General features: G+C 37.6%; 27 protein-coding genes and 1 pseudogene. 13 read left to right on the forward strand and 15 right to left on the reverse strand.

Translation table 11 applies throughout. The features are described from left to right. Window positions 1–79 precede the first annotated feature (79 nt). The 9 genes from ACHB7C_RS17115 to ACHB7C_RS17155 all read left to right on the forward strand — a co-directional run bounded on the left by ACHB7C_RS17115 (window position 80) and on the right by ACHB7C_RS17155 (window position 9,418). The gene (locus tag ACHB7C_RS17115) at window positions 80–625 is read left to right on the forward strand and encodes a fimbrial protein (RefSeq protein ID WP_395348013.1); all 546 of its coding nucleotides are present in this window, start codon (window positions 80–82) and stop codon (window positions 623–625) included. Between the two features lie 19 nt (window positions 626–644). After that, a complete protein-coding gene (locus tag ACHB7C_RS17120) occupies window positions 645–1,364 on the forward strand; it encodes a molecular chaperone (RefSeq protein ID WP_042848886.1) in 720 nt (239 codons plus the stop codon). Then, entirely contained in the window at window positions 1,357–2,106 is a 750-nt protein-coding gene (locus ACHB7C_RS17125) for a molecular chaperone (protein ID WP_198861054.1), read from the forward strand. The genes ACHB7C_RS17120 and ACHB7C_RS17125 overlap by 8 nt, the downstream gene beginning before the upstream one ends. 49 nt (window positions 2,107–2,155) lie before the next feature. After that, window positions 2,156–2,584: a FimD/PapC N-terminal domain-containing protein gene (locus ACHB7C_RS17130; protein WP_395348016.1), complete on the forward strand. Its 429-nt coding sequence runs from the start codon at window positions 2,156–2,158 to the stop codon at window positions 2,582–2,584. Further along, window positions 2,499–4,745 (forward strand): fimbria/pilus outer membrane usher protein, encoded by a 2,247-nt coding sequence (locus ACHB7C_RS17135; RefSeq protein ID WP_395348018.1) that lies wholly within the window; start codon window positions 2,499–2,501, stop codon window positions 4,743–4,745. The genes ACHB7C_RS17130 and ACHB7C_RS17135 overlap by 86 nt, the downstream gene beginning before the upstream one ends. A gap of 272 nt (window positions 4,746–5,017) precedes the next feature. After that, entirely contained in the window at window positions 5,018–5,758 is a 741-nt protein-coding gene (locus ACHB7C_RS17140; RefSeq protein WP_042843313.1) for a MurR/RpiR family transcriptional regulator, read from the forward strand. 180 nt (window positions 5,759–5,938) lie between these two features. Next, window positions 5,939–7,495 carry a PTS transporter subunit EIIC gene (locus ACHB7C_RS17145; RefSeq protein WP_042843314.1) on the forward strand — a complete coding sequence of 519 codons (1,557 nt, stop codon included), beginning with the start codon at window positions 5,939–5,941 and terminating at the stop codon, window positions 7,493–7,495. A gap of 14 nt (window positions 7,496–7,509) precedes the next feature. Continuing rightward, window positions 7,510–8,880, forward strand: coding sequence for an adenylosuccinate lyase family protein (locus ACHB7C_RS17150; RefSeq protein ID WP_042843315.1), 1,371 nt, complete (start codon window positions 7,510–7,512; stop codon window positions 8,878–8,880). A gap of 193 nt (window positions 8,881–9,073) precedes the next feature. Next, entirely contained in the window at window positions 9,074–9,418 is a 345-nt protein-coding gene (locus ACHB7C_RS17155; protein ID WP_395348021.1) for a hypothetical protein, read from the forward strand. A 47-nt stretch (window positions 9,419–9,465) separates the two neighbouring features. Here the strand turns inward: ACHB7C_RS17155 and ytfE are convergent, their stop codons facing one another. Next, the gene (ytfE, locus tag ACHB7C_RS17160; protein ID WP_042843317.1) at window positions 9,466–10,128 is read right to left on the reverse strand and encodes an iron-sulfur cluster repair protein YtfE; all 663 of its coding nucleotides are present in this window, start codon (window positions 10,126–10,128) and stop codon (window positions 9,466–9,468) included. A 62-nt stretch (window positions 10,129–10,190) separates the two neighbouring features. Further along, a pseudogene (norV, locus tag ACHB7C_RS17165) lies at window positions 10,191–11,384 on the reverse strand (anaerobic nitric oxide reductase flavorubredoxin); the annotation flags it as partial. Window positions 11,385–11,563: 179 nt separating this feature from the next. Between norV and norR the strand changes: the two are divergent. Next, complete coding sequence (gene norR, locus ACHB7C_RS17170; RefSeq protein ID WP_198861056.1) at window positions 11,564–13,078, forward strand: nitric oxide reductase transcriptional regulator NorR; 1,515 nt, start codon at window positions 11,564–11,566, stop codon at window positions 13,076–13,078. Window positions 13,079–13,100: 22 nt separating this feature from the next. Here norR and ACHB7C_RS17175 read toward each other — a convergent pair whose 3' ends face one another. After that, window positions 13,101–13,739, reverse strand: a complete 639-nt coding sequence (locus ACHB7C_RS17175; protein ID WP_071547578.1) for a TetR/AcrR family transcriptional regulator C-terminal domain-containing protein — start codon at window positions 13,737–13,739, stop codon at window positions 13,101–13,103. 140 nt (window positions 13,740–13,879) lie between these two features. Between ACHB7C_RS17175 and ACHB7C_RS17180 the strand changes: the two genes are divergently transcribed. Together ACHB7C_RS17180 and ACHB7C_RS17185 are read left to right on the forward strand one after the other, a co-directional pair. Then, window positions 13,880–14,962 carry an HlyD family secretion protein gene (locus ACHB7C_RS17180; protein WP_042843324.1) on the forward strand — a complete coding sequence of 361 codons (1,083 nt, stop codon included), beginning with the start codon at window positions 13,880–13,882 and terminating at the stop codon, window positions 14,960–14,962. Between the two features lies 1 nt (window position 14,963). Further along, a complete protein-coding gene (locus ACHB7C_RS17185) occupies window positions 14,964–16,478 on the forward strand; it encodes an MFS transporter (RefSeq protein ID WP_042843325.1) in 1,515 nt (504 codons plus the stop codon). A gap of 3 nt (window positions 16,479–16,481) precedes the next feature. On the opposite strand, the gene ACHB7C_RS17190 is transcribed toward ACHB7C_RS17185, so the two are convergent. Continuing rightward, the gene (locus tag ACHB7C_RS17190; RefSeq protein WP_395348025.1) at window positions 16,482–18,323 is read right to left on the reverse strand and encodes an FUSC family protein; all 1,842 of its coding nucleotides are present in this window, start codon (window positions 18,321–18,323) and stop codon (window positions 16,482–16,484) included. A 109-nt stretch (window positions 18,324–18,432) separates the two neighbouring features. Here ACHB7C_RS17190 and ACHB7C_RS17195 point away from each other — a divergent pair, with 109 nt between their 5' ends. Then, the gene (locus ACHB7C_RS17195) at window positions 18,433–18,894 is read left to right on the forward strand and encodes a MarR family winged helix-turn-helix transcriptional regulator (protein WP_042843327.1); all 462 of its coding nucleotides are present in this window, start codon (window positions 18,433–18,435) and stop codon (window positions 18,892–18,894) included. Between the two features lie 60 nt (window positions 18,895–18,954). Here ACHB7C_RS17195 and ACHB7C_RS17200 read toward each other — a convergent pair whose 3' ends face one another. From ACHB7C_RS17200 to ACHB7C_RS17250, 11 genes are all read right to left on the reverse strand, one after another. Continuing rightward, window positions 18,955–19,539, reverse strand: a complete 585-nt coding sequence (locus tag ACHB7C_RS17200) for a hypothetical protein (protein WP_210855430.1) — start codon at window positions 19,537–19,539, stop codon at window positions 18,955–18,957. 122 nt (window positions 19,540–19,661) lie between these two features. Continuing rightward, window positions 19,662–20,300, reverse strand: coding sequence for a LysM peptidoglycan-binding domain-containing protein (locus ACHB7C_RS17205; RefSeq protein WP_395348027.1), 639 nt, complete (start codon window positions 20,298–20,300; stop codon window positions 19,662–19,664). 205 nt (window positions 20,301–20,505) lie between these two features. Then, window positions 20,506–20,937: a hypothetical protein gene (locus ACHB7C_RS17210; protein ID WP_131680911.1), complete on the reverse strand. Its 432-nt coding sequence runs from the start codon at window positions 20,935–20,937 to the stop codon at window positions 20,506–20,508. A 14-nt stretch (window positions 20,938–20,951) separates the two neighbouring features. Next, window positions 20,952–21,380: a hypothetical protein gene (locus tag ACHB7C_RS17215; RefSeq protein ID WP_129466901.1), complete on the reverse strand. Its 429-nt coding sequence runs from the start codon at window positions 21,378–21,380 to the stop codon at window positions 20,952–20,954. 303 nt (window positions 21,381–21,683) lie between these two features. Continuing rightward, on the reverse strand, window positions 21,684–22,169 hold the full coding sequence (locus tag ACHB7C_RS17220) for a hypothetical protein (protein WP_395348029.1): 486 nt from the start codon (window positions 22,167–22,169) through the stop codon (window positions 21,684–21,686). Then, window positions 22,150–22,800 (reverse strand): hypothetical protein, encoded by a 651-nt coding sequence (locus tag ACHB7C_RS17225; RefSeq protein WP_129466903.1) that lies wholly within the window; start codon window positions 22,798–22,800, stop codon window positions 22,150–22,152. Before ACHB7C_RS17225 ends, ACHB7C_RS17220 begins: the two co-directional genes overlap by 20 nt. Next, window positions 22,778–23,350 carry a hypothetical protein gene (locus tag ACHB7C_RS17230; RefSeq protein WP_071548810.1) on the reverse strand — a complete coding sequence of 191 codons (573 nt, stop codon included), beginning with the start codon at window positions 23,348–23,350 and terminating at the stop codon, window positions 22,778–22,780. Before ACHB7C_RS17230 ends, ACHB7C_RS17225 begins: the two co-directional genes overlap by 23 nt. After that, window positions 23,334–24,083, reverse strand: coding sequence for a type III secretion system inner membrane ring lipoprotein SctJ (sctJ, locus tag ACHB7C_RS17235; RefSeq protein WP_129466904.1), 750 nt, complete (start codon window positions 24,081–24,083; stop codon window positions 23,334–23,336). The genes ACHB7C_RS17230 and sctJ overlap by 17 nt, the downstream gene beginning before the upstream one ends. 3 nt (window positions 24,084–24,086) lie before the next feature. Then, window positions 24,087–24,383 carry a type III secretion system inner rod subunit SctI gene (gene sctI, locus ACHB7C_RS17240; RefSeq protein ID WP_164975530.1) on the reverse strand — a complete coding sequence of 99 codons (297 nt, stop codon included), beginning with the start codon at window positions 24,381–24,383 and terminating at the stop codon, window positions 24,087–24,089. Between the two features lie 56 nt (window positions 24,384–24,439). Next, window positions 24,440–24,763: an EscF/YscF/HrpA family type III secretion system needle major subunit gene (locus ACHB7C_RS17245; protein WP_129466905.1), complete on the reverse strand. Its 324-nt coding sequence runs from the start codon at window positions 24,761–24,763 to the stop codon at window positions 24,440–24,442. A 25-nt stretch (window positions 24,764–24,788) separates the two neighbouring features. Beyond that, complete coding sequence (locus ACHB7C_RS17250; protein ID WP_129466906.1) at window positions 24,789–25,967, reverse strand: PrgH/EprH family type III secretion apparatus protein; 1,179 nt, start codon at window positions 25,965–25,967, stop codon at window positions 24,789–24,791. Window positions 25,968–26,000 lie beyond the last annotated feature (33 nt).

Below are 26,000 nucleotides of genomic sequence, written 5' to 3' on the forward strand. Positions count from 1 at the left end.
TTGTCAAACGAGAGAATAACGTTAAGCCAGGCGATGCTAATGCTGCGGTTACTTTTGAATATTATCAGGATTAAGAGCCATGAAAAAAATAAAACAGGGGTTACTGACTTTTTTAATGCTCCTCATGTATTACCCCGTGATGGCGGCAGATGATTACAAAGTAGAATACCAATTTTCTGTTTTATTTTTAGCTAAAACCTGTGAAATTGATGTCCCAAATGAAATTATATTTGGTAATGCATCTGGTGTCACAACCGTCAGTGAAATTAAAAAGGATACGGTGGCAAAGAATTTCTCGATTGGTTTAAGAAATTGTACTACGACGGATCAAAAAACGGCGGCGGTTTATTTAGCATCAGGTAATACATTAAATGGCAGCAAAAACTTCTTCAATGATGACCCAAATGGTGTCATCGGTGTTCAGTTATTAGAAGGAAATCGGGTTATTGATGTTAATCAGAACTCATTATTAAAGCCAGATGCAGCCTCAATAATTTGGGATAATATTCAAAGTGTCAGTGAAACAAAAATGGTGACAGCCAAATTACGTTGCGCTGAAAGCAATTGTAACCCTAGCGATGGTGATTTCTCTGCAACATTAACTATTGGCTATTATGCCGATTAATAATATAGCGGAAGTTTAAATGAAAAAGATAATACAAGCCTTATTAGGCATAGTTTTTGTATCACAAGCTTCATTTGCTGCGGTTTCACTCGACCATTCAAGGGTTATCTTTACTCAGAATGATAAAAGTCAAAGTATTACAGCACATAATAGTGGTGGGAAAAAATATCTGGTACAAAGCTTAATTTTTTCAACCTTAGAAAAGGAGGGTGAGGCTAGTGAAAATTTCACAGTCATACCTCCAATTGTAACACTAAAAGAAAATTCAAATAACGCATTGAAAATCATACCAAAATCATTAGGCGATTTACCTAATGATAGAGAGTCCTTATTTTATCTCATGTCTAATTTTATTCCTGAGACACAACAAAGGAATAATGATGATAGCGATAAGGTGAACACAAGATTCAACTTATCAACAAAAATTGTAATAAAGATGTTCTACCGTCCAAATGGAATTAATGGTCATGTTAATGATTACATTAATAAACTAACAGCAACTCAGGTAGGAAAGAAAATTGTAATTAAAAACCCATCTCCTTATTACTATACCTTAGTAAATATAAAGATGGATAACATCGATTATGATAGTGATAGAGCACCAATGGTAGCCCCATTCTCAACAGTTGAATTAAATACAAATAGAAAAATATCAAAGTTAGAGTGGAGCATAATCAATGATTATGGTGGAGAAACAAAAGCAAAACCACTCATCTTAAAGGGTACTCAACATGATTAAAAATAGCGTATGGTCCTTTTGGTTTATTATTCTACTTTATCCACTAATTGCATCGGCGGATAACTCAACAGGATTTGACTTTGTACTAAAGCGTTATGTTTATAATGAAAGCAACTCAGGCGGTATTAGTATTGATATGACTAATGCAAACCCCGATAGCTATTTAATGGAAGCTTGGGTTGCTAATATTGATGAAGCGACCTTACTTCCTAAAAGTGAAAATAAAAATGAGCAAGTTCCATTTATTATCTTACCTCCGCTAAAGAAAATGGACCCGAATACTCAAACCTCATGGAATATCCGTCGAATTAGTAATCAAATTAATAATACTGATATACCAAAAGATAGAGAAAGTTTGTATTGGATTGGGATTAGAGCTATTCCTGGTGAAGGGAAAAATAAAAAAGAAAATAGCGTCCAATTGAATATTATCCCAAATTTCTATTTTAAATTAATCTATCGTCCTAAAGCGATTGAAGAACTTAAGACAGCGGAATTAGCGAAAAAAGTTAAGATAACTCGCAAAGGTAATTTATTACAGATTGAAAATCCAACCCCGTTCTATCTATCATTTGATTATTTAAAAGTGGCTGGAAATAGTATTAAAAATGAAGGTAGGGAAATAACATTAACGCCTTTTTCAACCAAAGATATTACATTACCTAATTCGAAGGCTGGAAAAATCGAATGGCGATTTACCGATGAATATTTAATGGAGTTACCTCCTCAATCCATAGAATAAACATCGATTGAAACATAAATAACAAGAATAAATAACGAAAGGTGATGCAGTGAAAGGGATAAAAATAAAATTAATTGCATTAGAGGTCTTTATTTGTTGCTATGCAATGGCCCCCTCTTTTATGCATGCCGAATCGTATTTTGACCCCGGCCTATTAATGCACGGCAGTGGGATAGACGTTTCTCAACTCGATTTAAATGACTTTGCGGATAACAATACATTAACGCCCGGCGTCTATGACGTGGTCGTTAATGTTAACATGATCCCGTCAGGGGAATTTAATCTCGCATTTGAAAAACAGCAAGATGGTCATGTTGCCCCCGTCTTTACAGTCGGCGAACTGAAAAAACTGGGTGTTAATACGGCATCTCTGCCCAAGTTAAGAGATTTGAGTGAAGACACGAAGATTGAAAACTTATCCAGTTACATTGCCGATGCTGCCATCACCTTTGATGTACAAACCTGCCATCACCTTTGATGTACAAACGCTGACGGTGAATTTATCCGTCCCTCAAATTGCTATGGTGCCAAACTTTGCTGGCTATGTACCGCCTGAATTACGCGATGATGGCGTTACAGCGTTAGTGATGGACTATGTCTTTAACTACAGTAATAACCGCCAACTGGGCAAATATCACCAAAAAGCAGGAACCAGTGATTCTCTGTTTAGTAATATCAATGCAGGGATCAACATGGGGCCATGGCGCCTAAGAACGAGTTATTTATATAACTACAGTAAAAGCAGTGGGTCTTCCAGCACAAGTGACTCCAACTTTTCCAATACTTATATCTATCGCACCATTAATGCGATTAAATCAACGCTAAAAGCCGGGGAAATCTCGACAGGCGGGAATATTTTTGACGCCATTCCTATGAAAGGCGCCACGCTAAAATCAAACCCTCAGCTTGACCCTAGCAGCATGCAAGGGTTTGCACCTATAGTGGAAGGGGTGGCGAACACCAATGCGACTGTCACTGTGCGCCAGAACGGCAGTGTGGTCTACCAAACTTTTGTGGCGCCTGGGCGTTTTATTATTCGTGACATCCCTGCCAGCGGCTTAGCCGGGGATATGGAAGTCACGGTTGAAGAAGAAAATGGCAAACAAACTGTTTTCACTCAGGCTTATTCCTCGCTGCCAATGATGGAGCGCCAAGGCGCTTATAATTATGAAATTTCCGCGGGTCGTTACAATGGCGGAATTGCCGTGGACTCTGAGCGGAAAAACTTTACGCTTGGTTCCTTCAGCATCGGGCTACCACATAACATCACCACCTATGGTGGGGTGTTAGTTTCTAATGGGTATAACTCTTTTGTGGGTGGGGTCGGCTTATCGTTGGGTGTATTAGGGGCGTTATCTACCGATATTACCCACTCGGATGCTCGATTTTCAGGGAAAAGCCTCAAAGGGCAATCCTATCGTATCCGTTACTCAAAAAGTTTGTTGTCAACAGGGACCTCATTTGACTTAACGGCATTACGTTATACCTCTGAGAACTTCTATTCGTTCTCAGATTACAATAATGCCGGTTATGCGATTAAAGATGACTTAGCGCCTTGGACGGGAGCGCGTCAACGTTATAGTTTCCAAACCTCAATTAACCAATCTTTTGACTCTTATGGTTCCCTTTCATTAAGAGCGTCAAAAAATACTTATTGGGGCGGCCAAAACTCAAATACCTCGGTTGGGATGTCTTATAACAATAACTATAAAGGGGTTTCTTATAGTCTCAGTTATATGGTTGACCGCGTGAAGAGCTATAACAATACTTGGCCTGAGAACCGCGTGGTTTCCTTTGATGTGTCTGTGCCGCTCAGCTTATTGACGAACAGTGAAATGGCACAAACCATGAGCGCGCGTTATGGGGTCAGTGTAGATCAGCACGGTGAAACTCGTCATCAAGTAGGGTTAACTGGTAGCGCGATGAATAGCCGCTTTAGTTATGGTCTTTATCAGAACTATGACAGTTATAATAACAATTACGGGGGAAGCCTGAATGGGACTTACTCCGCGAATAATGCAACATTATCAGCCGGTTACAGCTATTCAGATATGAGTCGCTCAATGAACGGTACCCTAAGTGGCGGTGTAGTTGCGCATTCAGATGGGGTCACATTATCGCCAAACGTGGGGGATACGATTGCGATTATCACCGCAGAGGGGGCAAAAGGGGCGTCATTATCCTCTGGCGCGCAATTTGACCGCTTTGGGAATGCCATTATTCCTCAGTTATCCAGTAACACGGCTAACCAAATTGCGGTTAATGTGAACACATTACCGGATGATACGACCTTTAAAGACACCTCGATGATGGTATATCCAACGGAAGGGGCGGTTATTAAGCGTAAGTTTAAAACCAAAATTGGTTATCAAGCGATTATTAATCTGAAAGCCACGGGGAAAATCCCACCTTTTGGGGCGATCGCGACGTTAGTATCAGAAGACGATGAAAACGATATCAATACCGGAATTGTGGGTTCAAATGGCCAACTTTACATGAGTGGGTTACCAAATACTGGTCGTATTAACGTTAAATGGGGTGGTCAATCGGGTCAGTGTACCATTAACTATTCTGCATTAGACACGATTGCAGTTACTGCAGATTCGCCAGTAAGAACTTTAACGGCGGAATGCCAGTAGTCAGACGGGCTAAAAAGACACATTATTATTTATTTTTTACCTATTTTTTGCTTATGTTCATTCATCGATACTAAGCAAAAGATAGGTAATTTTTTTGCTTTCATTAAATTGTCGGGCTAACTCACAAAAAACTCTCTTTAACTCCCCCATCGCACTATGATCTATCGTATAATCGGCGGATTGAGCACCTACATTGATTTAATGTGACTGACTAAAGTTATTTTTGGGTCAATAATATGATGGGTTAACTCATCACATTGATAGGAGGGGGTATGCTAGATTTTTTGAAAAATTACGATAATTTAACCATTAGCGAAAAGAAAGTATTAAAATATCTTACAGATAATATAGCGGATATCCCTTATTTAAATATCAATGAATTAGTTGCTAAAACCTTTGTATCAAAAACGGTAATTATTAATTTATCCCAAAAATTAGGGTTTAGTGGGTTCAAAGAGCTTAAGTTTCAAATTAATAACTCTATTTTAGAGCAAAATAAAATAGAAAAAGTAAATATATCATCGTATAAAAAACAGTTAGAAAAGAATATTAATAAGAGCTTTACCTTAATAAATGAAGAACAAATTAAGGATTGCGCTAAGATTCTGCATGGCTCTAGAAATATTTTTATTGTTGCAAGAGGGACAAGCAAAGCAGTTGGCTACTACCTTGAGCATTTACTTTTTGCACTCGGTTTACACTGCTTTTTTATCAATGACTACAATCTTTCTGATTCCTTCACTCGGTTAGTCAGCAAAGATGATACCGTGATATTTATTTCTTTATCTGGTGGGACTAAAAAAATTATTGAAACGGCTAAAATTGTTCAGTTAAAAGGGGCGAATATCATTAGTATGACTGCATTTAACACGAATGAGTTAACCACCTATACTGATAACTCGCTTTTCTGCTTTGCTGATAGTTATGACACTAAGCGCGATGACACAAAATCGAGAATTGGTTTTTTTATTCTCGTCGATTTACTGATTAATGAACTAGAAAGCTTACTTTAGTTACTGCTTCACTTAGTTTTAATTTTCACTTAACACGCTTTTAAAAAGAGTCGTTTCAAAATGACCTAGGTCATAAACCATGACCTAAGATAATCTTTAAAACCGAGACATCATTTCTTTTATAAAACCCCCGAGCTAGTATGCCTTTAATTCTAATAATAGAAGTCATAAGGAAAAAGTATGGCCAGAAGAAAGTTTGGTGAATCTGTTCAACGCTTTGGGAGAACATTACTCCTTCCGATCGGTGTTTTAGCACCTATTGGTATGATATTGGGCATCAGTGGCGCGTTAGTTCAAACTTATATGATCGCGCGTTTTCCATTCCTTGGAAATGAAACTGTTAACGCATTACTCATCAGTATTCGTTCTATTGCAGGGGTAATTTTCGATAATATTCCTCTTTTGTTCGCCATGGGGGTTGCTTATGGTATGAACCAAAGAGATAAGGGGATTGCGGTTTTTGCCTCCGTAGTCGGTTACTTGACCTTGTTGATTACCATGAATATCTGGTTAGTTCTAACAGGTAAACTTGCTGATGCAGCAATCATGAGTCAAGTGGGGCAGATAAAAGTACTTGGCATACAAACCTTAAATATCAGTGCTGCGGGGGGGATCATTACAGGGTTAATTGCATCATGGGCAACCGAAAAATACTATAACCTTGAACTACCAACCGCATTTGCATTTTTCTCAGGTAAGAAATCTGTTTCCATCATTATGATTGGCTTGATGATCATAGTTGGTGCGACACTTCCTTTCATCTGGGAAGTGTTAGTTATGGGATTAATGAAACTATCAGCCGTCTTTTTAAGCCCAGTAGGTCCGTTCTTTACTGCGGGTGGTGAGCGTTTATTTATTCCTTTTGGTTTACACCACGTTTGGAACGTATTATTTAGATTTACAGAAGCGGGTGGTACGTATGTTATTGATGGACAAACCTTTGTCGGTGTTGTTCCTGCATTAACAGAAGTCTTATTTAAACAAGGCCCTGACAGTGAATATTGGGCTATGATGCCAAGCTTGACTCGCTTTATGGCACAGCAGCAAATGTTAGTGACCTTGTTCTTGTTCCCAGCGATCGCATTAGCGATTTATAAAACATCGAAAAAAGAAAACCGTGCAGAAGTGAAATCCATGTTAGTTACGATGGTATTAACTGCGATGCTCGGAAACGTGACTGAACCACTCGAATTTACTTTCGTATTTATTGCACCTTTACTGTATTTAATTTACGCCATCATTGTAGGTATCGGCGCGGTATTATTGTCTTTGGCCGGCGTCGCTATTGGTTATATTCGAGGAACAGTATTCGATTTTACTATCTTTGGATTGCTGTACGAGCACACTAACTGGATATTCTTAGTCATCATCGGGAGCTGTTTAGCGGTTGTCACTTATTTCATCTTCTACTGGGCGATTATCAAATTTGATATTAAAACGCCAGGACGTGAAGAATCGAGTAACTTGAAAAATACATTAATTAAAGAAAAGCGTTATGGGGAAATTGCGGAAATTCTGGTTGAAGCTTTAGGCGGTAAACAAAATATTCGTAACGTAGATAACTGTATTACCCGTATGCGTATCGATGTCGCAGAAGTCAATAAAATCAATAAAGATTTAATGTTGGAATCAGGATGTACCGCATTCTTCTTTCCATCGGCAAACCATGTCCACGTTGTTTATGGACCGAAGGTTGAGTTTGTTCGCAATGCTGTTGATGAAGCAATGAAGAAATAGAGAAGGGACACAAAATGAGAGCATTATACGATTCTAAAAGTAAAACAATTGATGACCGTGGTATAAAAGATCTGCTATCTAATGAAGCGAAATATAAAACTTGGTTAATGTTTGAATCAATGTTAGCTCAAGCGCAAGCAGAGCTGGGGTTTATTCCCCAGTCTGCGGCAGATGAAATAAAAGAAAAAGCGGTTATAGAGAATATTGATTTTGAAGAAATGAACCGTATTTACCAAAAAATTGGCCATGGCTTTGTACCTTTTTTGAAGGTACTCGTGAACGCCTGCTCAGAAGAAAGTGGTAAATACATTCACTACGGTATTACTACGCAGAATATTCAGCAAAGTTCACAGCTGTATATGATGAAAACAGTACACAACAAATTTATGTTGTTGCTGAGCGAAATTATTGAGAACTTATCGAATTTAGCCGAAAGAACCAAACATATGGTCATGCCAGGAAGAACTCATGGGCGTCATGCTATTCCGATTACCTATGGCTATAAGGTTTCAGTTTGGATCAGTGATTTCATTGATTGTTATCAGCGCATGCAAGAATGTGAAAAACGCGTATTCACCATTATGATGGGAGGGGCGGTTGGTGCATTTAACTCGATGCCAGAAGTTGGCATGGCAGTGCAAAAAAGAGTCGCTGAATTAACTGGAATGGAAGCGATGGAAGTGCCATCAAGAAACCTCAGTACCCATAAATTAGAATATATGGCGAATTTGGCACTGATGGCTAACATTTGTCATAAAATCGGCGAAGAAGTTTATAGCACAACCTTAGAAGAAATAGCGGAAGTTTCTGAAGGGTTTACTAAGGGTACCGTTGGCAGTAGTACGATGCCCCATAAAATTAACCCAAAATTAGCCAAGGGAATTATTGCTAATTCGCAGAAACTTTATTCCTTACCAAGTGTAGGAATGTATTCTGCAGTAAGACCATATGAAGGGGACAGTAGTTCCTATATGTTATTCGATGGGCTAATAGAAGAAGCTTTAGAATTGACGACAGAAATTCTCTTAAGGACGGAAGAGCTGTCTAGAACCATCGTTCCTCATGAGGACAGAATGCTACATAACGTACTGAGAAATAAAGGATTAGATAATACTGAGTACGTCATGATGAAGATGGCAGAAAAATTAGGTAAAGATAAAGCTCACGCACTGTTATACGAAGAAGCGATTAAGACGGCAGCTGATGGTGAAGATTTTTATACCAACCTGACTAAAAATAGTGTGATCACCGCAGCGTTCAGTGATGACGAAATCAAAGCCATGTTGGACCCAAGATCCTATATTGGTTTATCGGTGGAAATCGCGGAAAAAGAAGCAAGGCGTGGATTGGCTATTTCGCAACAAATCAAGCAACACTATAAATAAAATCATTAGTCATTTCTAAATAAAGAGTTACCTAATTTATTAGGTAACTCTTTTTAATTATATAACAGTGCTGTTATATAATTTTATAGTTTGTGTTAATTGATATGTTTGAATATAAGAAACTTATTCATTATATATAGATATACTTTTTAAATTGGTGGTAATTATTATCTCATCAAGATGGATATTATCTATGTTAAAACAATATCGATTTACTGCGAAAAAAATTGATTTCTTATTACCGATTATTAACCACGCCTCAGAAAAACAAAGTACTATTTATATTTATGCTACGGGCTATTTTGATAATGACGAGGAAATAAAAAAAATCAAATTAGATCTCACTGATTTGGCCGTAAACTCAGCACCATTTACGGCTTTGCTCGCCTTTGTTTTTGGTTCAAAAGGGGTTGATGCCAAAACGGGCTTTGTTCCTCCAACTGAACTCGTTTTCACTTGTACAGAAAATAAATGGAATAAAAATACCTATGATATCGTTTCGTTAGCGATTGAATCTGAGGGGCTTTGGCCGTCGTAAAACCATCGCTACTCACTGCTGAGTAGCGATATGCTATGACGATAATTTTAATTTCCAGCTAATGCTCTAGGGAATAATAAATTATTTTCTAAATTAATATGGTTCATTAAATCATCGATTAGTTCATTAATACCATTATATAAAACGCGCCAAGTCGTACAGGCTTCTGGTGGTGGCGTTACATTATGAGTAATGCTTTTGATCGCTTCTAATAAATCGCCAGCGTCATCATGTTCTTGCTCCATAACACTAATGGGGCCAGCTGCATTTTGCCCTAATCCATTTTTGATCATTGGAAATAAAATACGTTCTTCTTTCATCATATGACTTGCAAGCTCTTCAAGTAGAGCTTCTAAGTATTTGGATAACCCATTGGGTACCGTGGGTTTGTTGGCATGAACTCGTTCTACTTTTTGCGCTTGTAATATGAGCTCGGGTAACTGTTCTCTATGCCTGTTATGATAACGAACAACAATGAAATCAATAATTTCACTAAGTGGTGCTTCTCGCCAATCTTTTTCTAATGTCTCTGTAGATAATTCAGCTAATTGGTTTTCTAACAGCTCAATATCTAAATTTAACTTTTCCGCGGAACGGCTTAGCGTTTGCTTTCCACCACAACAAAAATCCATATTATATTGGCGAAAAAATGATGAGGCTCTTGGAATAGATAACGCCAATTGTCCGAGTGTTTTATCTCTTAATTGCATGTTGGGGTCCTTTAAAAATAATACAGCCTTGAGGTTGTTATTGTGAGTCGGTTTTAAGCTGGCAGCGCCCATTGACGAGCAATATCTCGTCCATATGCACGGCAGTCATCTAACGTTTTTGTATCTGGTTTCCATTTGGCTTTTAAAGACAAGGCGGTATTAAAGCCAGCATCCATTAAACGAGTTTGCACGCGGTCAACAGCGCCGCCATTCCACCCAAAACTACCAAAAGCCGCGGCCTTTTTATTTAAGAAACGTAAACCCGTAAGTTCCTCTAGCATTCCTGCAATTTTAGGCATCATGACATTATTCATCGTTGAGGTACCGACTAGTGTACCTTTAGACCTAAATACATGAGTAATAATGTCATTTTTATCACTGCGAGCGACATTGAATATTTTAACTGCAACGTTCGGATCTGCTTCATTGATGCCTTGGGCAATTGCATCTGCCATTAAACGCGTATTATTAGACATCGTATCGTAGAAAATAGTAATGCGATCTTCTTGGTAGTCCGCAGCCCATTTTAAATATAATTCAATAATTTGTGTTGGGTTATCGCGCCATACAACACCATGAGAGGTTGCAATCATATCGACGGGTAGGTTAAAGCCTAAAATTTCGTTCACTTTTGGTGTGACAAGACGGCTAAATGGCGTCAGGATATTGGCGTAATAACGCTGACATTGTTCAAAAAGTTCATTTTGGTCAACTTCATCATTAAACAAGCGTTCATCACAATAATGCTGTCCGAAAGCATCGTTACTAAAAAGTACTGCATCTTCAGTAAGATAAGTCATCATGCTATCTGGCCAATGCAGCATTGGCGTTTCAATAAAAATTAATTGCTTATTATTGCCAATATCGAGGGTGTCACCGGTTTTAACAATTTGGAAATTCCACTCTGGGTGATGATGGTGACCATTGATTGAGTCTATGGCATTGGCGGTACAGTAGATAGGAGTGCGAGGGATATAGCTCATCAGTTCAGTCAATGCACCCGCATGGTCTTCCTCTGCATGGTTAATCACAATATAATCAATCGTGTTTAAATCTATTTGTGCACGGAGATTACGAACAAATTCACGGCTAAATTTATGGTCGACGGTATCAATGAGTACATTTTTTCCTTCACAAATCAAATAGCTATTATAGCTGCTTCCCTTTAGTGTTTTGTATTCAGTTCCATGAAAGTCTCGTACTTCCCAATCACGTTGCCCAACCCATTGAATATTATTTTTTACATGAATAGCCATCTTAATTTTCCCTATATTTTCGATATATAGAGATACATAATCAATATTCATGCCAATAATATAATTTATTGATTTTATGCGTTTTTTGTATTTTGAGAATTAAATGTAGGTCATAATGACTATACTTAGAGTTGTCATTATGACTATAATCTTAGTCAAATTGACTATAAGGATGCATGATGGGGTTTTCCGTAGAGGCCTTGGCAAAAATCGCAATAGAGTTACAAAGTGGCATCGAGCATTCAGACCGCTTTCAGCGCCTGATCACCACATTAAGGCAATCACTAAAATGTGACGCCTGTGCTTTGTTGCGTTATGAATCGGGTCAATTTATTCCGTTGGCTATTGATGGGTTAATGCCTGATGTTTTAGGGCGGCGGTTTTTATTAGACGCTCACCCACGCCTTGAAGCCATTGCAAGGGCCGGAGATGTCGTACGTTTTCCTGCCGACAGCCAACTTCCAGACCCCTACGATGGGCTAATACCGCATCATCAACACCTTAAAGTTCATGCTTGTGTCGGCTTACCTTTGTATGCAGGGCAAAATTTAATTGGTGCGTTGACGTTAGATGGTATGGAGCCAGACCAATTCGATGCATTTAGTGATGAAGCGTTAAGATTGGTTAGCGCACTAACCGCAGGAGCATTAAATAATGCATTGCTGATTGAACAGCTTGAAAAGCAAAATATACTCCCCAGCCAGCCCGCTTTATTTAAACCGACAGGTCAGACTGAAATTATTGGTTTATCAATCCGTATGCAACAGTTGAAGAAAGAAATTGAGATTGTTGCGACCTCTGAATTAAATGTTTTAGTGGGGGGAGAAACCGGAACAGGCAAAGAACTCGTTGTAAAATCCATCCATGAAAAATCCCTTCGTGCTGACCATCCATTAATTTATTTAAATTGTGCGGCATTACCAGAAAGTGTTGCAGAAAGTGAATTATTTGGGCATGTAAAGGGGGCTTTTACGGGGGCAATTACCCACCGTAGGGGCAAATTTGAAATGGCCGATAATGGCACTCTATTCTTAGATGAAATTGGTGAATTGTCACCATCATTGCAAGCTAAATTACTGCGAGTTTTACAATATGGTGATATACAAAGAGTGGGGGATGACGGTAGTTTACGGGTAAATGTGCGTGTATTAGCTGCAACGAACAGAGATTTACGTGAAGAAGTTTTGGCAGGAAGGTTTCGTGCAGATTTATTTCATCGTTTAAGTGTATTCCCATTATTTGTGCCGCCTCTAAAAGAGCGCGGCGAAGATATTATGTTATTAGCAGGCTATTTTTGTGAACAGTATCGGCTGCGATTTGGGTTGTCTAGTGTGGTATTGAGTGCGCCATTGCAGCAGTATTTACTTAACTATTCATGGCCGGGCAATGTCCGTGAACTAGAGCATGCGATACATCGTGCGATAGTTTTGACTCGTGCATCAAGTGAGACTGGCGATATTATTTTACAGCCACAACATTTCACATTTGATTACCATGACCATGAATTAACAACTACGGCTCCATTAGCAATTCCAACGATAAAAAATTTACGCGATGCGACAGATGATTTTCAGCGCAAACTGATCACACAGGTATTAGAGCAAAACCATCAAAACTGGTCTGCTTGTGCAAGGGAGCTCTCTTTAGATATTGCCAACTTACACCGATTAGCAAAACGACTAGGCCTTAAATAAGCTCTAGAATACTGAGAGTTTGTTAGCCTTTGGTGCTTATTTTCTCTAACCCATTGATAATAAGATTTAGCCCATCAATAAATCGCTGGTCGTAGTTGTTAGAAAATAGCATTTCTTTTGCTTCCCATGTGTAGGGGAATTTGTCTTGCGACAACTGATTAAACTCAGACTCTTTATTAATTAAATCGCTATCAGCAGAAAAAATAGCGGCTTGCTGTTCAATACAGCAACCTAAAATAAAATAGAAAACAGTCATGGTGCTGCTAGCGGCTTGATTGGCAGAAACCCCTGATTGCACAAATGTTTTAATCAACGCGTTATTAATGCGTAATACGTTATCGGAAATAACATAGGTTCCAGCAAAAACACGGGCGCCGTCTCGATGTTGTAATAATGCATCTCTTAGTTGAGATGTGAGCGTAATCAGATTCGCTTTCCAATCTTGTTTATATTGAAAATTAATCGCCACTGTCGCGACAATGTGATCAGCCATTCCTTCAAGCAAGGCTTGTTTATTACTGAAATGCCAATATAACGAAGCTGCCTTAATACCTATGGCATCGGCAAGTTTTCGCATGGTTAACCCTTCAATCCCCTCAGTTTCAAGCAGTGTTAAGGCTGTTTCAAGTACCTGTAAACGTGTGATTTTTGGCGTTCTCATAAATAATTCTCATTTTGTTCTTTATTATCTAACAATGTTAGTTTAACATATTTTATAAACCTAACAATGTTAGATTATCAATATTATTCATCCAGTCGGCAATGCTTAACATACTGTTAGGCTGCATTGAGGTTAATAAAATGACGACAAATGAATCTAAAACATTATCAAAAAGAATCATTTCCTTAACACCGTGGCTTAGTGTGTTATGCATTGGTTTTTTGATCTTTTTTGCAACCTTGAATTGGGACCAATGGCAGGGAACTAAACGTTACCAAGAATCAAATAATGCTTATATTAAAGCAGATTCGGCCATCTTAAAATCGCGTATGACAGGGTATGTTTCTCGTATTTTAGTTGATGATTATCAATTGGTTAAGCGTGGTGACGTTATCGCAGAAATTAATAATCAAGAAGAGCATTTCAAGCAGCAAATAGCGCAAGCTAATTACCAAAAGGCTCAACAAAATCTCAGCAATCTAGCGGATGAAATTAAAGAGCAAGACCTGACTGTTCAAATGTTATTTAGCCGTTACCAAGCCGCGAGTATTGAAGTTCAGCAAATGAAGCGGAGCCCATTGCTACGTAAAGCATTAATTAAAAGTGGCGCAATTACCCAACAAAATTATTTGGATGCCAATTCAGATCTACAACGCTTAATGAAATTAGAACAAGCAGCGAAAGCGGAATGGGAACAAGCCAAACAATCGTTACATATATTAAGCCAGCAAGAATCAATACGGGTCGCAGAACGGGATATTACCTTTGCGAATTTAAAACAAGCGGAGACTCAAACTTCTTATGCCACTATTACCGCTCCATTTGATGGGCAATTAAATAAAGTTAAATTGAATATTGGTAGCCTTGTTACACCCGGTACAGAGATTGTTACTGTCACACCTAATAAGCAGCCTTATATCATTGCAAACTTAAAAGAGACACAACTGAAAAATGTCTATGCGGGGCAAGCGGTATCTATCATGGTTGATGCTTTTCCAGATTCCACTTTTAAAGGTGTTGTGCGCGATATTGGAGCGCAAAGCAGTGGGGAATCCGCATTAATTCCCGCGGATAACAGTAGTGGGAATTTTACTAAGGTTGTTCAACGTATACCGGTTTATATTAGTTTTTTATCTGAACAAAATCATTTAGATAGGTTGCGTCCAGGTATGTCAGTAGTTGTGGATATTGATACACAAAGTATGGCTAGAAAAGGTAAATAAGATGTTCTTAAGCTTATTTCACGGTGCAAAGGAAACAAAACCTTTATTAGCTGTAGTTTCTGTTTTTCTTGGCGCTATTTTATCGACATTATTTACTCGTATGTTTTCCCTTTCATTAGGTGATTTACGGGGGGTTTTTGCGCTTGGTGTTCAGGAGGGAAGTTGGTTAAACATTGCTTTAAATGCAGCTCAATTAACCAGTATGACATTAACCCCTTGGTTTATGGTTATTTTAGGCGCTGAAAGGATATTGATGGCAACAAGTGCTATTTTACTGGGTGTTTTTGTTGTTTTTCCTATTATTGGAGGAAATTATGGGTTTACAGAATTACTAGTTATTCATTTTATTATTGGTTTGAGCTTAGGTGTTTATTTGCCAATGACAATTTCTTTAGCACTAAGAAATTTACAACCTAATGTCTGGTTGATTGTCATGGCCGCTTACAGCTTAAGGGTTTCTTTAGGAATGGATGCGGGGGTTGGTGTTTCTGGGTCATTTATTGAGGTTATTGGCTGGCAGTGGCTGTATTGGGGATGCGCATTGTTTGCTGCAATGATATGCATATTCGCATGGAAAGGATTACCGCTAAGTGAAATAAATTATGGGCTTTTCGAGAAAACAGATTGGGGAGGAATGCTCCTTAAAATTCTAAGTTTGGTTTTATTATATATAGGTGTTGTACAAGGTGAGATGTTGGGTTGGGGGGATTCCGGTTTTATTATTTCTTGTCTTATCGGGAGTGCTTCACTGTTTACTATTTTTATCGTGCGAGCATTATATTTTGAGCAGACCTTTGCTCATCCCAATTGGTTAGCTAATCGAAATTTGTGTATTTGTTTTATTATTTCTTGTTTGTACGGTTTCTTAATGTTGACTAATTCCCTATTTATTCCTTCATTTTTATCGTCTGTGGGGGGGTTAAAACCATTCCAAATTGGTGAAGTCACGAATATTGCGTTTATCGCTTATTTAATTTTTAGCCCAATTGCCGTTTGGTTTGCTAAGCGGGTTGATGGCCGATTACTAATGACGCTTGGTGTTGTATTAATGGGTTATAGTTGCCTGCTCGGTATGCAAATTGATTACCAATGGCGTATACATGAATTTATTCCGTTAATGATCATACAATCCGTTGGTGAATGTTTAGTATTAATCGGGTTAATCTCGTTATTTGTCGTGAATATGCAACCGCAATTTGCGCTGCATTTAGGTGCTTATGTTTCAATTGCAAGAGTACTAATGCCCGGGCTTGCTGGGGCATTAATGAATACGTATTTACGTATTTCTTTTGATGAGCATTTTGGCCATAAAACTGCGTTTATTCAAACAGGTGAACAAATGCTAAGTACTGAAAATAATACTATGTCTATAGTATCGTTAATTAATCGAGAATCATATGTTGGCTCGTTTATTGATGGATTTAGTCTTATTTTCGTCATTGCTATCATCGTACTTGTACTGATTTGTTTTTTAAAACCTAGCCCAGAGAATCATATTGTCCCTTTTAGTCGCTAATCTCTAACCTCCTTCAGGGGGAGAGAGAAAACAATGCATTGAGTTTTTCTTGATTAAGTATTCTTTCAATTGTTCAAGTTCTTTAATCGGCTTATTTTGGTTTTGTAACCGATTAATAAGTTGGTTTAGCTTATTAGGTTCTAAGCGATTTTGCTGTATTCGTTTTTCAAGGACAAGTAATGCACGTTTCTTGGATGGAGAATGGGCAAATTTTTTGTTAAGGATAAATAAATTTAGCCAAATACCATGGTTGATTTCAAAAAAATGTATTGTAGAGGTAAAAGGTTGTTTATTTTTCCTTGCTAGTAATAACCCGCTAAGTAAGCGATGCATTATCTGGGTTGTTGAGGGTTTGTTGCCTTTTAATAGCAAATTTATCCCTTGCTTAAATTGCTGTTCTGAGAGATGAATTAATTGCTGGTAACGTTTTTTAGGGTTGGTTGGGAAAATCCAAGCAAAAGCCGCCATCGCGACGAGCGGGCCGGATACCACTGCGATAGCATTACCCACATTTTGCGCAAATGTGAGGGGAAATGGGTAGCTAGGTTGTAGTAAAATCAGCGAAACCATGATGTAGTCAAATGCGATCAGAATTAATTTATTGTGTGAATAAATCACAACGCCACTGATGATTACTGGGATGATTAACAATGTCATCTGCCATGATGATGAGGCGAAAGGCCATAAACACCAAGTGCAAATTAATGCGACAATCGCGCCAAAAAATTGCCCGGTAAAGATGTATTTCATAAACTTTGCTGGGTAATCGATAGAAGCAAACAGTGCTAACATTACGGAAAGACCGAGTGTGAGATAGGCTAAAGCTTGCCATTGTGTCCATAGCCACAAAACCCCCACGGCACCTATTGTAACAAAGGAACGCGTAAAAGCATGCCAAGCAGAAATCTTATTTTGATGAAGTTTTAGCGGGTCATTTTGATTCGTGCGTTTGATTGATTTACCTAACATTGCGTAGTAAAGGGGGATTAGCAGTGTTTTGAGCGCCCCATTCGGGCACAAAGATAAAATATGTTTCCATTGGGTATCCGTGGGCTCCTGTGATGGGAAATAGAAAGATGGCATGGATTGAAATTGTTCTAAGTGTAGCAATATCTGGCTTTGGGAAATAAGTTTTTGCCGTGCTTTGGCGACCTGTTTACGGTGATAACGCCAGCCAATACGGTTAGCTTCTAAAATATCTTCATAGCTCACCATTGCCTGCCACAGTTGTTCAATATCCTGTTGTTTGATAGGCTTTTTTTTCTCGATCACTTGGTGCATAACTTGATAAAACTGCGTATCAATTTGGTTTTTAAGGGTAATCACAGGTTCTTGTTCACGTTTTGGGGTAAACAAAAAATTGAATACCACCGCTGAAAGCACTCCGACAAGGATTGTCCACAATCTATCCCAAGCTACCATAAACAAGTCATCGGTGCTGTGAACACTGAGCATACTGACCATCACCGCAGAGTAACCTGCCAAAAAGGTACCATAGGCCACGAAGCCTTTTTGTAGTTGGCCTATGCCACTACATGCACCTAACCACATAGCTAATCCTACGATAAACAATAAGGGGTTGATGAGATGTAGTTGAATTAATACCATCCCAGCTAATACGCCTATCACGGTTCCCGCGAAACGCCACCAACTTTTTTCCAGTAGGTTTTCACGCCAAGGTTGTGCTGAGGCCCAGACGGTCATAGCGGCCCATTGTGGGTGAACAAGTTGTAAATATTGTGCAATAAAAAGGGCGGCAATCGATGCGCAAGCGGTAATGATAGCAAAACGAAAGCGCATAGGGTTAAACCCTAAGCGAAGCAGTAAATTTGTATTATGTGGCATAGATTATCGATAAATTTGGCGTGTTAAATGGGTTAGTAGTTGATAAAATCAACCAATTGCGGTGTGATTATCGACTAATTAGTTGATAAAATCAACTAAAGAGGGTTTTATGCGTACAGAACAGGCTCGGGTATTTGGGGTGATCAGTCGAGCGGCTCACCATTATATGAAATGGATGGGGGAGCCTTATGGGCTCAATGCGATTGAATGTTTGATGATTTTACATGTTCATCAATATGATGCCTCTACACTAGAACAAATTTCGAAAGCGATGGTGGTGGATAAATCGGTAACAACGCGAGGGATCGGTAAGTTTTTAGACAAAGGCTGGATAGTGAAAACCAATAGCCAAACTGATAAACGGGCTTACCATATATCGTTGACGCCACTTGGTCACACTATCGTGGGTGAATTGAATGATAAGTTAGATAAGTGGAATGACTACTTAGCCGCTGATCTATCTGAACTGGAAGCGCAGCAATTATTTGCTTCCTTGGAGAGCCTAGCTAAGCGTGCGGTTGAAAGTTCAGCAGATGATTTTCCTTTGATATGCGAAGGAAAAACGCAGTGAGACTCAATAAAAAGCCAGTTGAGTTTAGCAACTGGCTTAGTGGTTAAATCAAGTTGTTATTTAAATACTAGGTTTATGAGGATATCGGTTTCCTCCTTCCCAATAAAACTCTATTTCGTTAACAGTTGCTGATTTATCACCAAATTTCAAATGAGTTTTTAGATTCCCCGTTCCATACTCACTGCGTAAACAATTACTTAGTACAGAGTATTTTCTCTCGATACTATTGAATTTATATCGTTCTGACGTGGTAAATTCAAAATAGTTATGAAAATCAACATTATCTGCATTATTTTTGACGTGTTCAACGGTATGGTTAATACGCAGTGGCGTCAGTAATTTTTTACTGCCTATATCCAGTTTAGTGATTGGCTGGATCATAAAATGTCGCGGGTTTCTAAAGATATCCAAATTCGCTTTACATTTATTATTGCTATCATCTTTATTAACTTCAAATTTATAGTCGGGCTTTATGATGCTGTATTTGCCATTTTTTTCATCAATAATTTGACCGACGGCTGCAACGACTTGAGGGGCTAACGATTTGACGTGATCGAAGCCATTCTTGCTATTCACATTGAAAGGTAAAGGTTTTTTCTCTCCCGCAAAACCAGTGATAACATCAGTGAATGACAGGTGGATCACATCACTTTTTTGATATTGTAGAATGATATTATTATTTCGGTTAACAAAATCGTAGCGACTGCCAACTAATGAACGAAGCTTACTAACAGCTTCTGAGTCAATATGTTGTTTTCACGTTTTTCCTAAATAATAGTTAATGTTGAGGCCAATGCGTGAATCTTGCTGAGTGAAAAATCCTTGTCTGCCTCGAGCCGAACTTGAGCGTTGCCAGTTCGATTTAGCCATTGTTGAATAGAATCACTTGCTGTTGACATCGCCATATTGCGAGCTTTGCGAGCTAGCTTTTCGGCTGAATCTACACTGGGTTTATTTGAGAGAAATTTACCCGCTTGAGTGGTGAATTGAACGAACTTCATTTCTTCGGGGGTTGGCGTTGCTGCCGGTTGGGGCTGTTTTATATCATCCCACTGGATTGTTGGGAGGGGAGCCATGGGGATATCTAATTCATCACCCGGCTTTAATTGTTCAAATGAATGGGCGAAGGTACGGAATTGATTCAATTTCCTTAGTGAATTCACGGACATATTATAGTGTTTAGCGATGGTCGCCGTGCTTTCTCCCTCTTTTAAAACATAGGGTTGGGTTTGACGGTAGTTTAGAGAGGCGGTGTTTGGCAACCATTTAACGTTATTGTTATTTGAACTACTCGCCATGATCGGGGTGAAGGTACAGGGCAAAGGAAAACTAATTTGGCTAATAATATTTAGCCAAGTTATTATTTTGTAATGTTTAGGAATAGGGTCCCATGCTCCGGTTTTCATCAAATAGCTCCGAATAGAATAAATTAAGAATATGTTTATGGTGTATTTCAATGGAAATACCTAGCTCCATCCTTGGGGCTAAAATAAACGTCATAGAGTGATAATTAATTTATTTTATGGTTTTATTTGAGCGGTTATTTCATTAATGATATTGTTTTTTGTATAAACTCGTCACGGAATTTTAATTGAATTATTATTTATATACTTATTTTGTTGATGATACTGAAAGTGTGATTTTTTCTGACAAATTCCTAGGTAATTCTGTTACTTTATTGTTCATCAAGATTAACTCACCATTTTTTTCAACTCGGATGCTAATGCCTAAATTTGGAGCATTATTAACAAGCTCCTCAAGTAAATCGAGTTTGAAACTAATGACCTTGCTAGCTTCATTGGTGTGTAGTTGATAGTTTAATAAACTCTCTTTTGGTGATGCTAATGTATCTATTGGGCTGATAGATAGAGTAATTTCTGAATTTTCAGGAATGATTGACTGTGAATAAATCTCCCCTTGTAATTGGTGGTCTGTGTTGCTTAGAAAGTTTTTAGGAAAATAGCTACAGCCTAACAATGTGCTAATAAATAATATAGGTAACAAAGACTTATATGCTTTTCTTAATGCTTTAATAATTAGCATGATAATAACTCAACTTATTGGAATGAACGGACAAAGATTTTCTGGAAGAAACATTTAATATAAGAATATAATGTGTTTCCTAAATTGTATTTTGATAAAATAGGCATCTCTGATTTTTCCCCAGTATATAAAATGCCAATTCTAGGTAAGGTCATAATCAAATTTTCGTCTAAATCAACCTTTTTAAAAGATTGGCGTAACTGCCTAACTAGCTTGTAATAGCTACTTTCAGTCACAATAGTTCCTCTTTTCTCCCAAATTTCATACATAACTTCTCTCTTGTTGCTTGTCTTAGTTAATAATATTTTTAATAAACAAGACTCGTTTTCGGTAAGATTAGCGGATATTTTCCCTCGTGAAAGGGTTCTTTTTAATGGGTCATAAACGACTTGTTCAGCTAATAAGACCGTTGGCTCGATTTCATTGTAATCAACACTACTCATACATTTTTCCATAATTAATAAACTGATAATAAGTCATATCTACCCTAACTGGCGATAATATATGCTTCAATATAAAAAAATGATGTTACATAAAAATAAGGTCGTTTTTTTATATTAAGACATATTATGACAACAGGGTAAATTTAAGGCATTTATGGTGGGTATATATATCAAAAAAATAGTGATATTTTTTATTTTTTTGTTGGGCGAGTTCAGGTCGTATGTTTTTTATTAAAAATTAAGACGAAATTTATTAATGATTGATAATACCCCCAACAATTGAAATTGATGGGGGCGGTAAAATTAAATGATCTCAACATCATCCTCATCATCAGTTTCTAATTTTATCTGACCAATATTACGGTTGAGTTGTTCTGATATAGGTGCACTCATCAGGCTGATTGAGATATAACGCTTTAAAGCTTTATTAAATCGGTCATTAAGTGACGGGACTTTTTCATCTGAGCGTGATGAAAGGGCTTGAGAAGCTCCAGCAATAAACTCTTCTTTTTCATTTTTACTTAAGTGGATCATGGTCTTAAAAAAGTAGGCAAAGAACTCTTTCTCGCTATCTTTTTGTTCTAATTGATTAATGAAAAGATCAATTTTCATTTTTGTCTCCGATGACATGGGGATAGCCGTAGTTTTTTTATCATTTAAAGTAGATGAAGAGGTTGGGTTGGACGCCGCTGTCATTTTTTGTTGAATGTCTTGCTTCGATGACAAAGTAAGTTCTGGCGTTAACGTCAACAGTGGTGATGAGTTTAGATTATTTACTAATAGAGTCATGTTCGCCTCGATGAATGTTCAATAATGTAATTAGCGCTTGATACGCTTTTTTCCGTTTTTCTATAATTTGGCAGCGGTTAGCGACAGAAAAAATTTGCGGTAACGTATTTTTGGCAGCAATTGATGGCGAAAAATAACAAATTTTATTATCTACCTCTAATGCAATGGTTGTGCTACTTGTATTTGTTTGAACTTGTATTCCAGAATGCTGCTCTTTCAAAAAGGGTTGCATATCAGCGGGAAGGTGTAGGTTTATATTACAAGGGTTTTCCTGTTGATGAAGAAAATAATCTGCCACAATATCCTTTATGCGTGGGTCACTAAACAATTTAACGAGTAACGTTTCAAGTTGTTCTGCACTTTGGCTAAGTCGTTTTTGTAATGCGATTTCGCTGTTATTAAGGCTTTCAATGAAATCGGCAAGTAATTGTTTAGCACCATCATTATAACCTTGCTGATAAGCGGTTTGGTATATGCTTTCTTTTTCACTTACTGCCTGCTGGTAGTAATCATTTGCCTTAGATTGAGCATATTGAATTACATTTTTTTGGTATTGAGAGGCACTTAAAGCTCGTTTTTTAATTAACACTCTTTCTTGTGAAGTCTCTTTAACTGATGGCGGTATTTTCATTGTTTTTGTTTCTATTAATATAATGGCATATTTCTTCAATGATATTCCAAGGCAACATTGTTTCTCTATGTGCTGGGATCATTTGTTGAATTTCACGATTAAACATATACTTAGCACGTAGGATATAAGCGCTGCCAAAAGGGGCTAAACTCGATAAAACCTTTGCAGCACCTAATGCAATTAATGCGGTAGGTGCATTATTGTTTAATATATCTTGGGCATTTAATGGCCTGCGGAAATATCGGCGTAATGTTTCACTATTTGGTAATTTCCTTGATTGTTGCTGAGACTCAGTTTGCATTACCCCTCCAATGTGCACTGCCACAATGGGTAATTGCTTCCAGTGTATGGATAGTACGTTAGGCAATAAGGGAGTACGAGGGTTTGCGCTGGGTAATGCGTATTGTTCTATCAGTTTGTGGTTATGCTGCTCCTGTAATAAAACGGGTAATTGATGATAAAAATCACCATTAAATTCCGAGTGGAAATAGCTACCAGGTGCAAGAAAAATATCTTGCTGTTGAATAAGGAGTTTATTTAGTCTCTGCATTGGGCGCATTCTCAACCATTTTTATGGGGGCTTTTTTATTTGCTTGGCGCTTCCAGATAAAAACTAATAAGCCAAACAATAAAACGATAATGCTAATAATGGCACCCAGAATGATTGGGTTAATTAAACCTGTCGGTTCTGATTTAATTTGGTATTGCAATGGTGGTCGGTTAACAATCACCACAGAAACATTATCGTAAGTGGTTTCTGCAAAGCTACTGTTTAAAAACAGTTTGATCTTATTCATCATCATCTTGGGGTCTTCATTCCCTGAATATGTCACCAGACTTGATATTTTTTGTACTTGTTTAGCCGAACCATTGCCATTTAATGGGTAGCTGACATGTACTCTGGCATTGACGACTTGTGGAATAGACAGTAATGATTGTTCAAGGCGTTGTTCAATCAAAGAAAGTAAACGTGTTCGCTCTGCTTGCGGAGAAGCGACCAGTGAATCACCAGGAAAGGCTTGGATAATTTCGACTGGGTCTTTTGATGGCAAGTTATACTGGCGCAATAAGTCGACTGCAATCACGAAGTTGTCGGGGGAAACTCGAATGGAGTCTCCCGTTTTATTATCGTGTTTACGGTGAGCTTCAACGCCATGCTCCTGCAAAATCGCTAGCACCTCGTTGCTTTGCCGTTGGCTTAAGTTACTGAGTAGTAATTGGTTATCACACCCCAGTAATAAACCTACAAAGCTAATTAACAGTAGTTTCTTTAAAATATTCATGGCTTATTGTGCTTTTAATACCGTATCAATCGCGGAAACACTTTTATGTGTTAGTGTACTCACCATACTCATGGCTAAATTGTAATTACCGACTTGATTTTGAATTTCAAGTAATTTAGCTGGGTTACTGACATCTGTATTATTGGCTTGATTAATTAAATTGGCTTTTTCATTACTAGCTGCTGCAGTATATTCTGCAAATAATTGTTTTACTTTGTCTTCAAATGAACCTATCGGTACTGCTGTTTTAATATCATCGGTAATATTAGGTAATGTAGAAAGTGATATTGGGGTAATCATAAATTTATCCTATAGAAAATAAGGGTGCTATATATAACAGCTCCCTTATAGGCTTATTAAACGTTACGGATGATTGCTTGAGCGGCGTCTTTAATCGATTTCATGACGTTGCTTTGTAATTGACGAGCCATATTATAGTTACCACTTAATGCGGTAATCTGACCTAGTACTAATGGATTGTCTACTTCAAGTGTGGAATTATTAAGCATAGCATGTAATTCGTCTGCAATCGCTTTTGTTCTTGTACTGATACCAGCGGAAGCACGGTACATCATCCCATATTTACTTCGTATAGAGTCGATGGTTTCGAAGGTTGATGCGTCCCATTCTCCTGTAGTTGAACCTGTAGTTGAACCTGTAGTTGAACCAGTAGTTGGCATAATAACTTCCTCTTTTTTGTTAATATTAAAATCTATTTGAATTGAATAACCAATGGTTGTTACCTAATAAAATATAACCATTGGATTTTGTGATAAAAGACTTGCCTGTTAATTCATTATTGGCTAATGAAATAGAAAATTGAATTTGTCTTTCTCCCCATTGTTGATAAAACGAACTTACGAAAGTTATTAATGAAGTAGTTTGTTTGTCATTTAAACTATCTTTAATAACGAAGATTGTTTTGTTATTTTCGGTTATTTTATGCCATTGAACATTACTTTCTGTTAATCCTAGTTCGGATTTTTTTATTAATTCATCAATGTTTGAAGTTTTAAATTCACTTTTACTATAACATTGAAAATAACTTGAGAATGTTTGGTTGATAAACTCTATTTCTTTACTTGATATTTTTTCTTTTAATAGTTTTATAGTAGGGTTGCATGGGTTATCAATATTTATTTTTAACAAGTTAGGAATGAATTCTGCTAGTTTATTCTCTATTTCATATTCAACATAACTGATTTTATTTATTTTAAATTGATTGCGATACTTAGATTTTAATAGACGTTGCATGCTCCAATCTAAATCCCTTTGAGTTTTAACTAAAACCAGGATTTCATCTTTTTTGCCTTCAGTGACCACGACTGGGTAATGGTTTCCATTAATCAACTCTTCAATAGCGTGTCTTTTTTTCTCTACTATTGTTTTTGTTGTTTCGGAATTATAGGGAATAGACATGAAACCGATAAATGCCAGTGTGATTATTGATATACCGATTATTATTTTGCTGGCGTATGGCGATTTTTTAAATTTATGCCTCATTTTTTCTGTTTTAATAGTACTGTCTGGAATAGTTTCCTCCATAAGAGGGAGCTCCCAAGGTGTATCGATACGTTTAATCGCAAAAGGAAATAGCTCTTTTAAAACAGTCTCATGCAGATTGATTGGGATGATTTTACTTTGATTTTTAGTATGAAGGTCAATCGCGATCTGGTCTTCATAGGAAATGATTGAGAAGGTAAAAGCTTCCTGATGGCTGGGTATCGAGTAACTCGTGAACCCTTCATCAGAAATATTAGTTTTGTAATCATTATCCTCACCAATAATAATCAAGTTAGCATCTAAATTTATTATTATTTCCTGATCGCACATTTCACCACTGGCGATCCTCATAATGTAAGTGCGGTTATTTATGTCTGTCATACATGTAATCTCAATAAAATTATTTAAACGTAT

Source organism: Providencia sp. 2024EL-00732 (assembly GCF_044006275.1).
Taxonomy (GTDB): Bacteria; Pseudomonadota; Gammaproteobacteria; order Enterobacterales; family Enterobacteriaceae; genus Providencia; species Providencia huashanensis.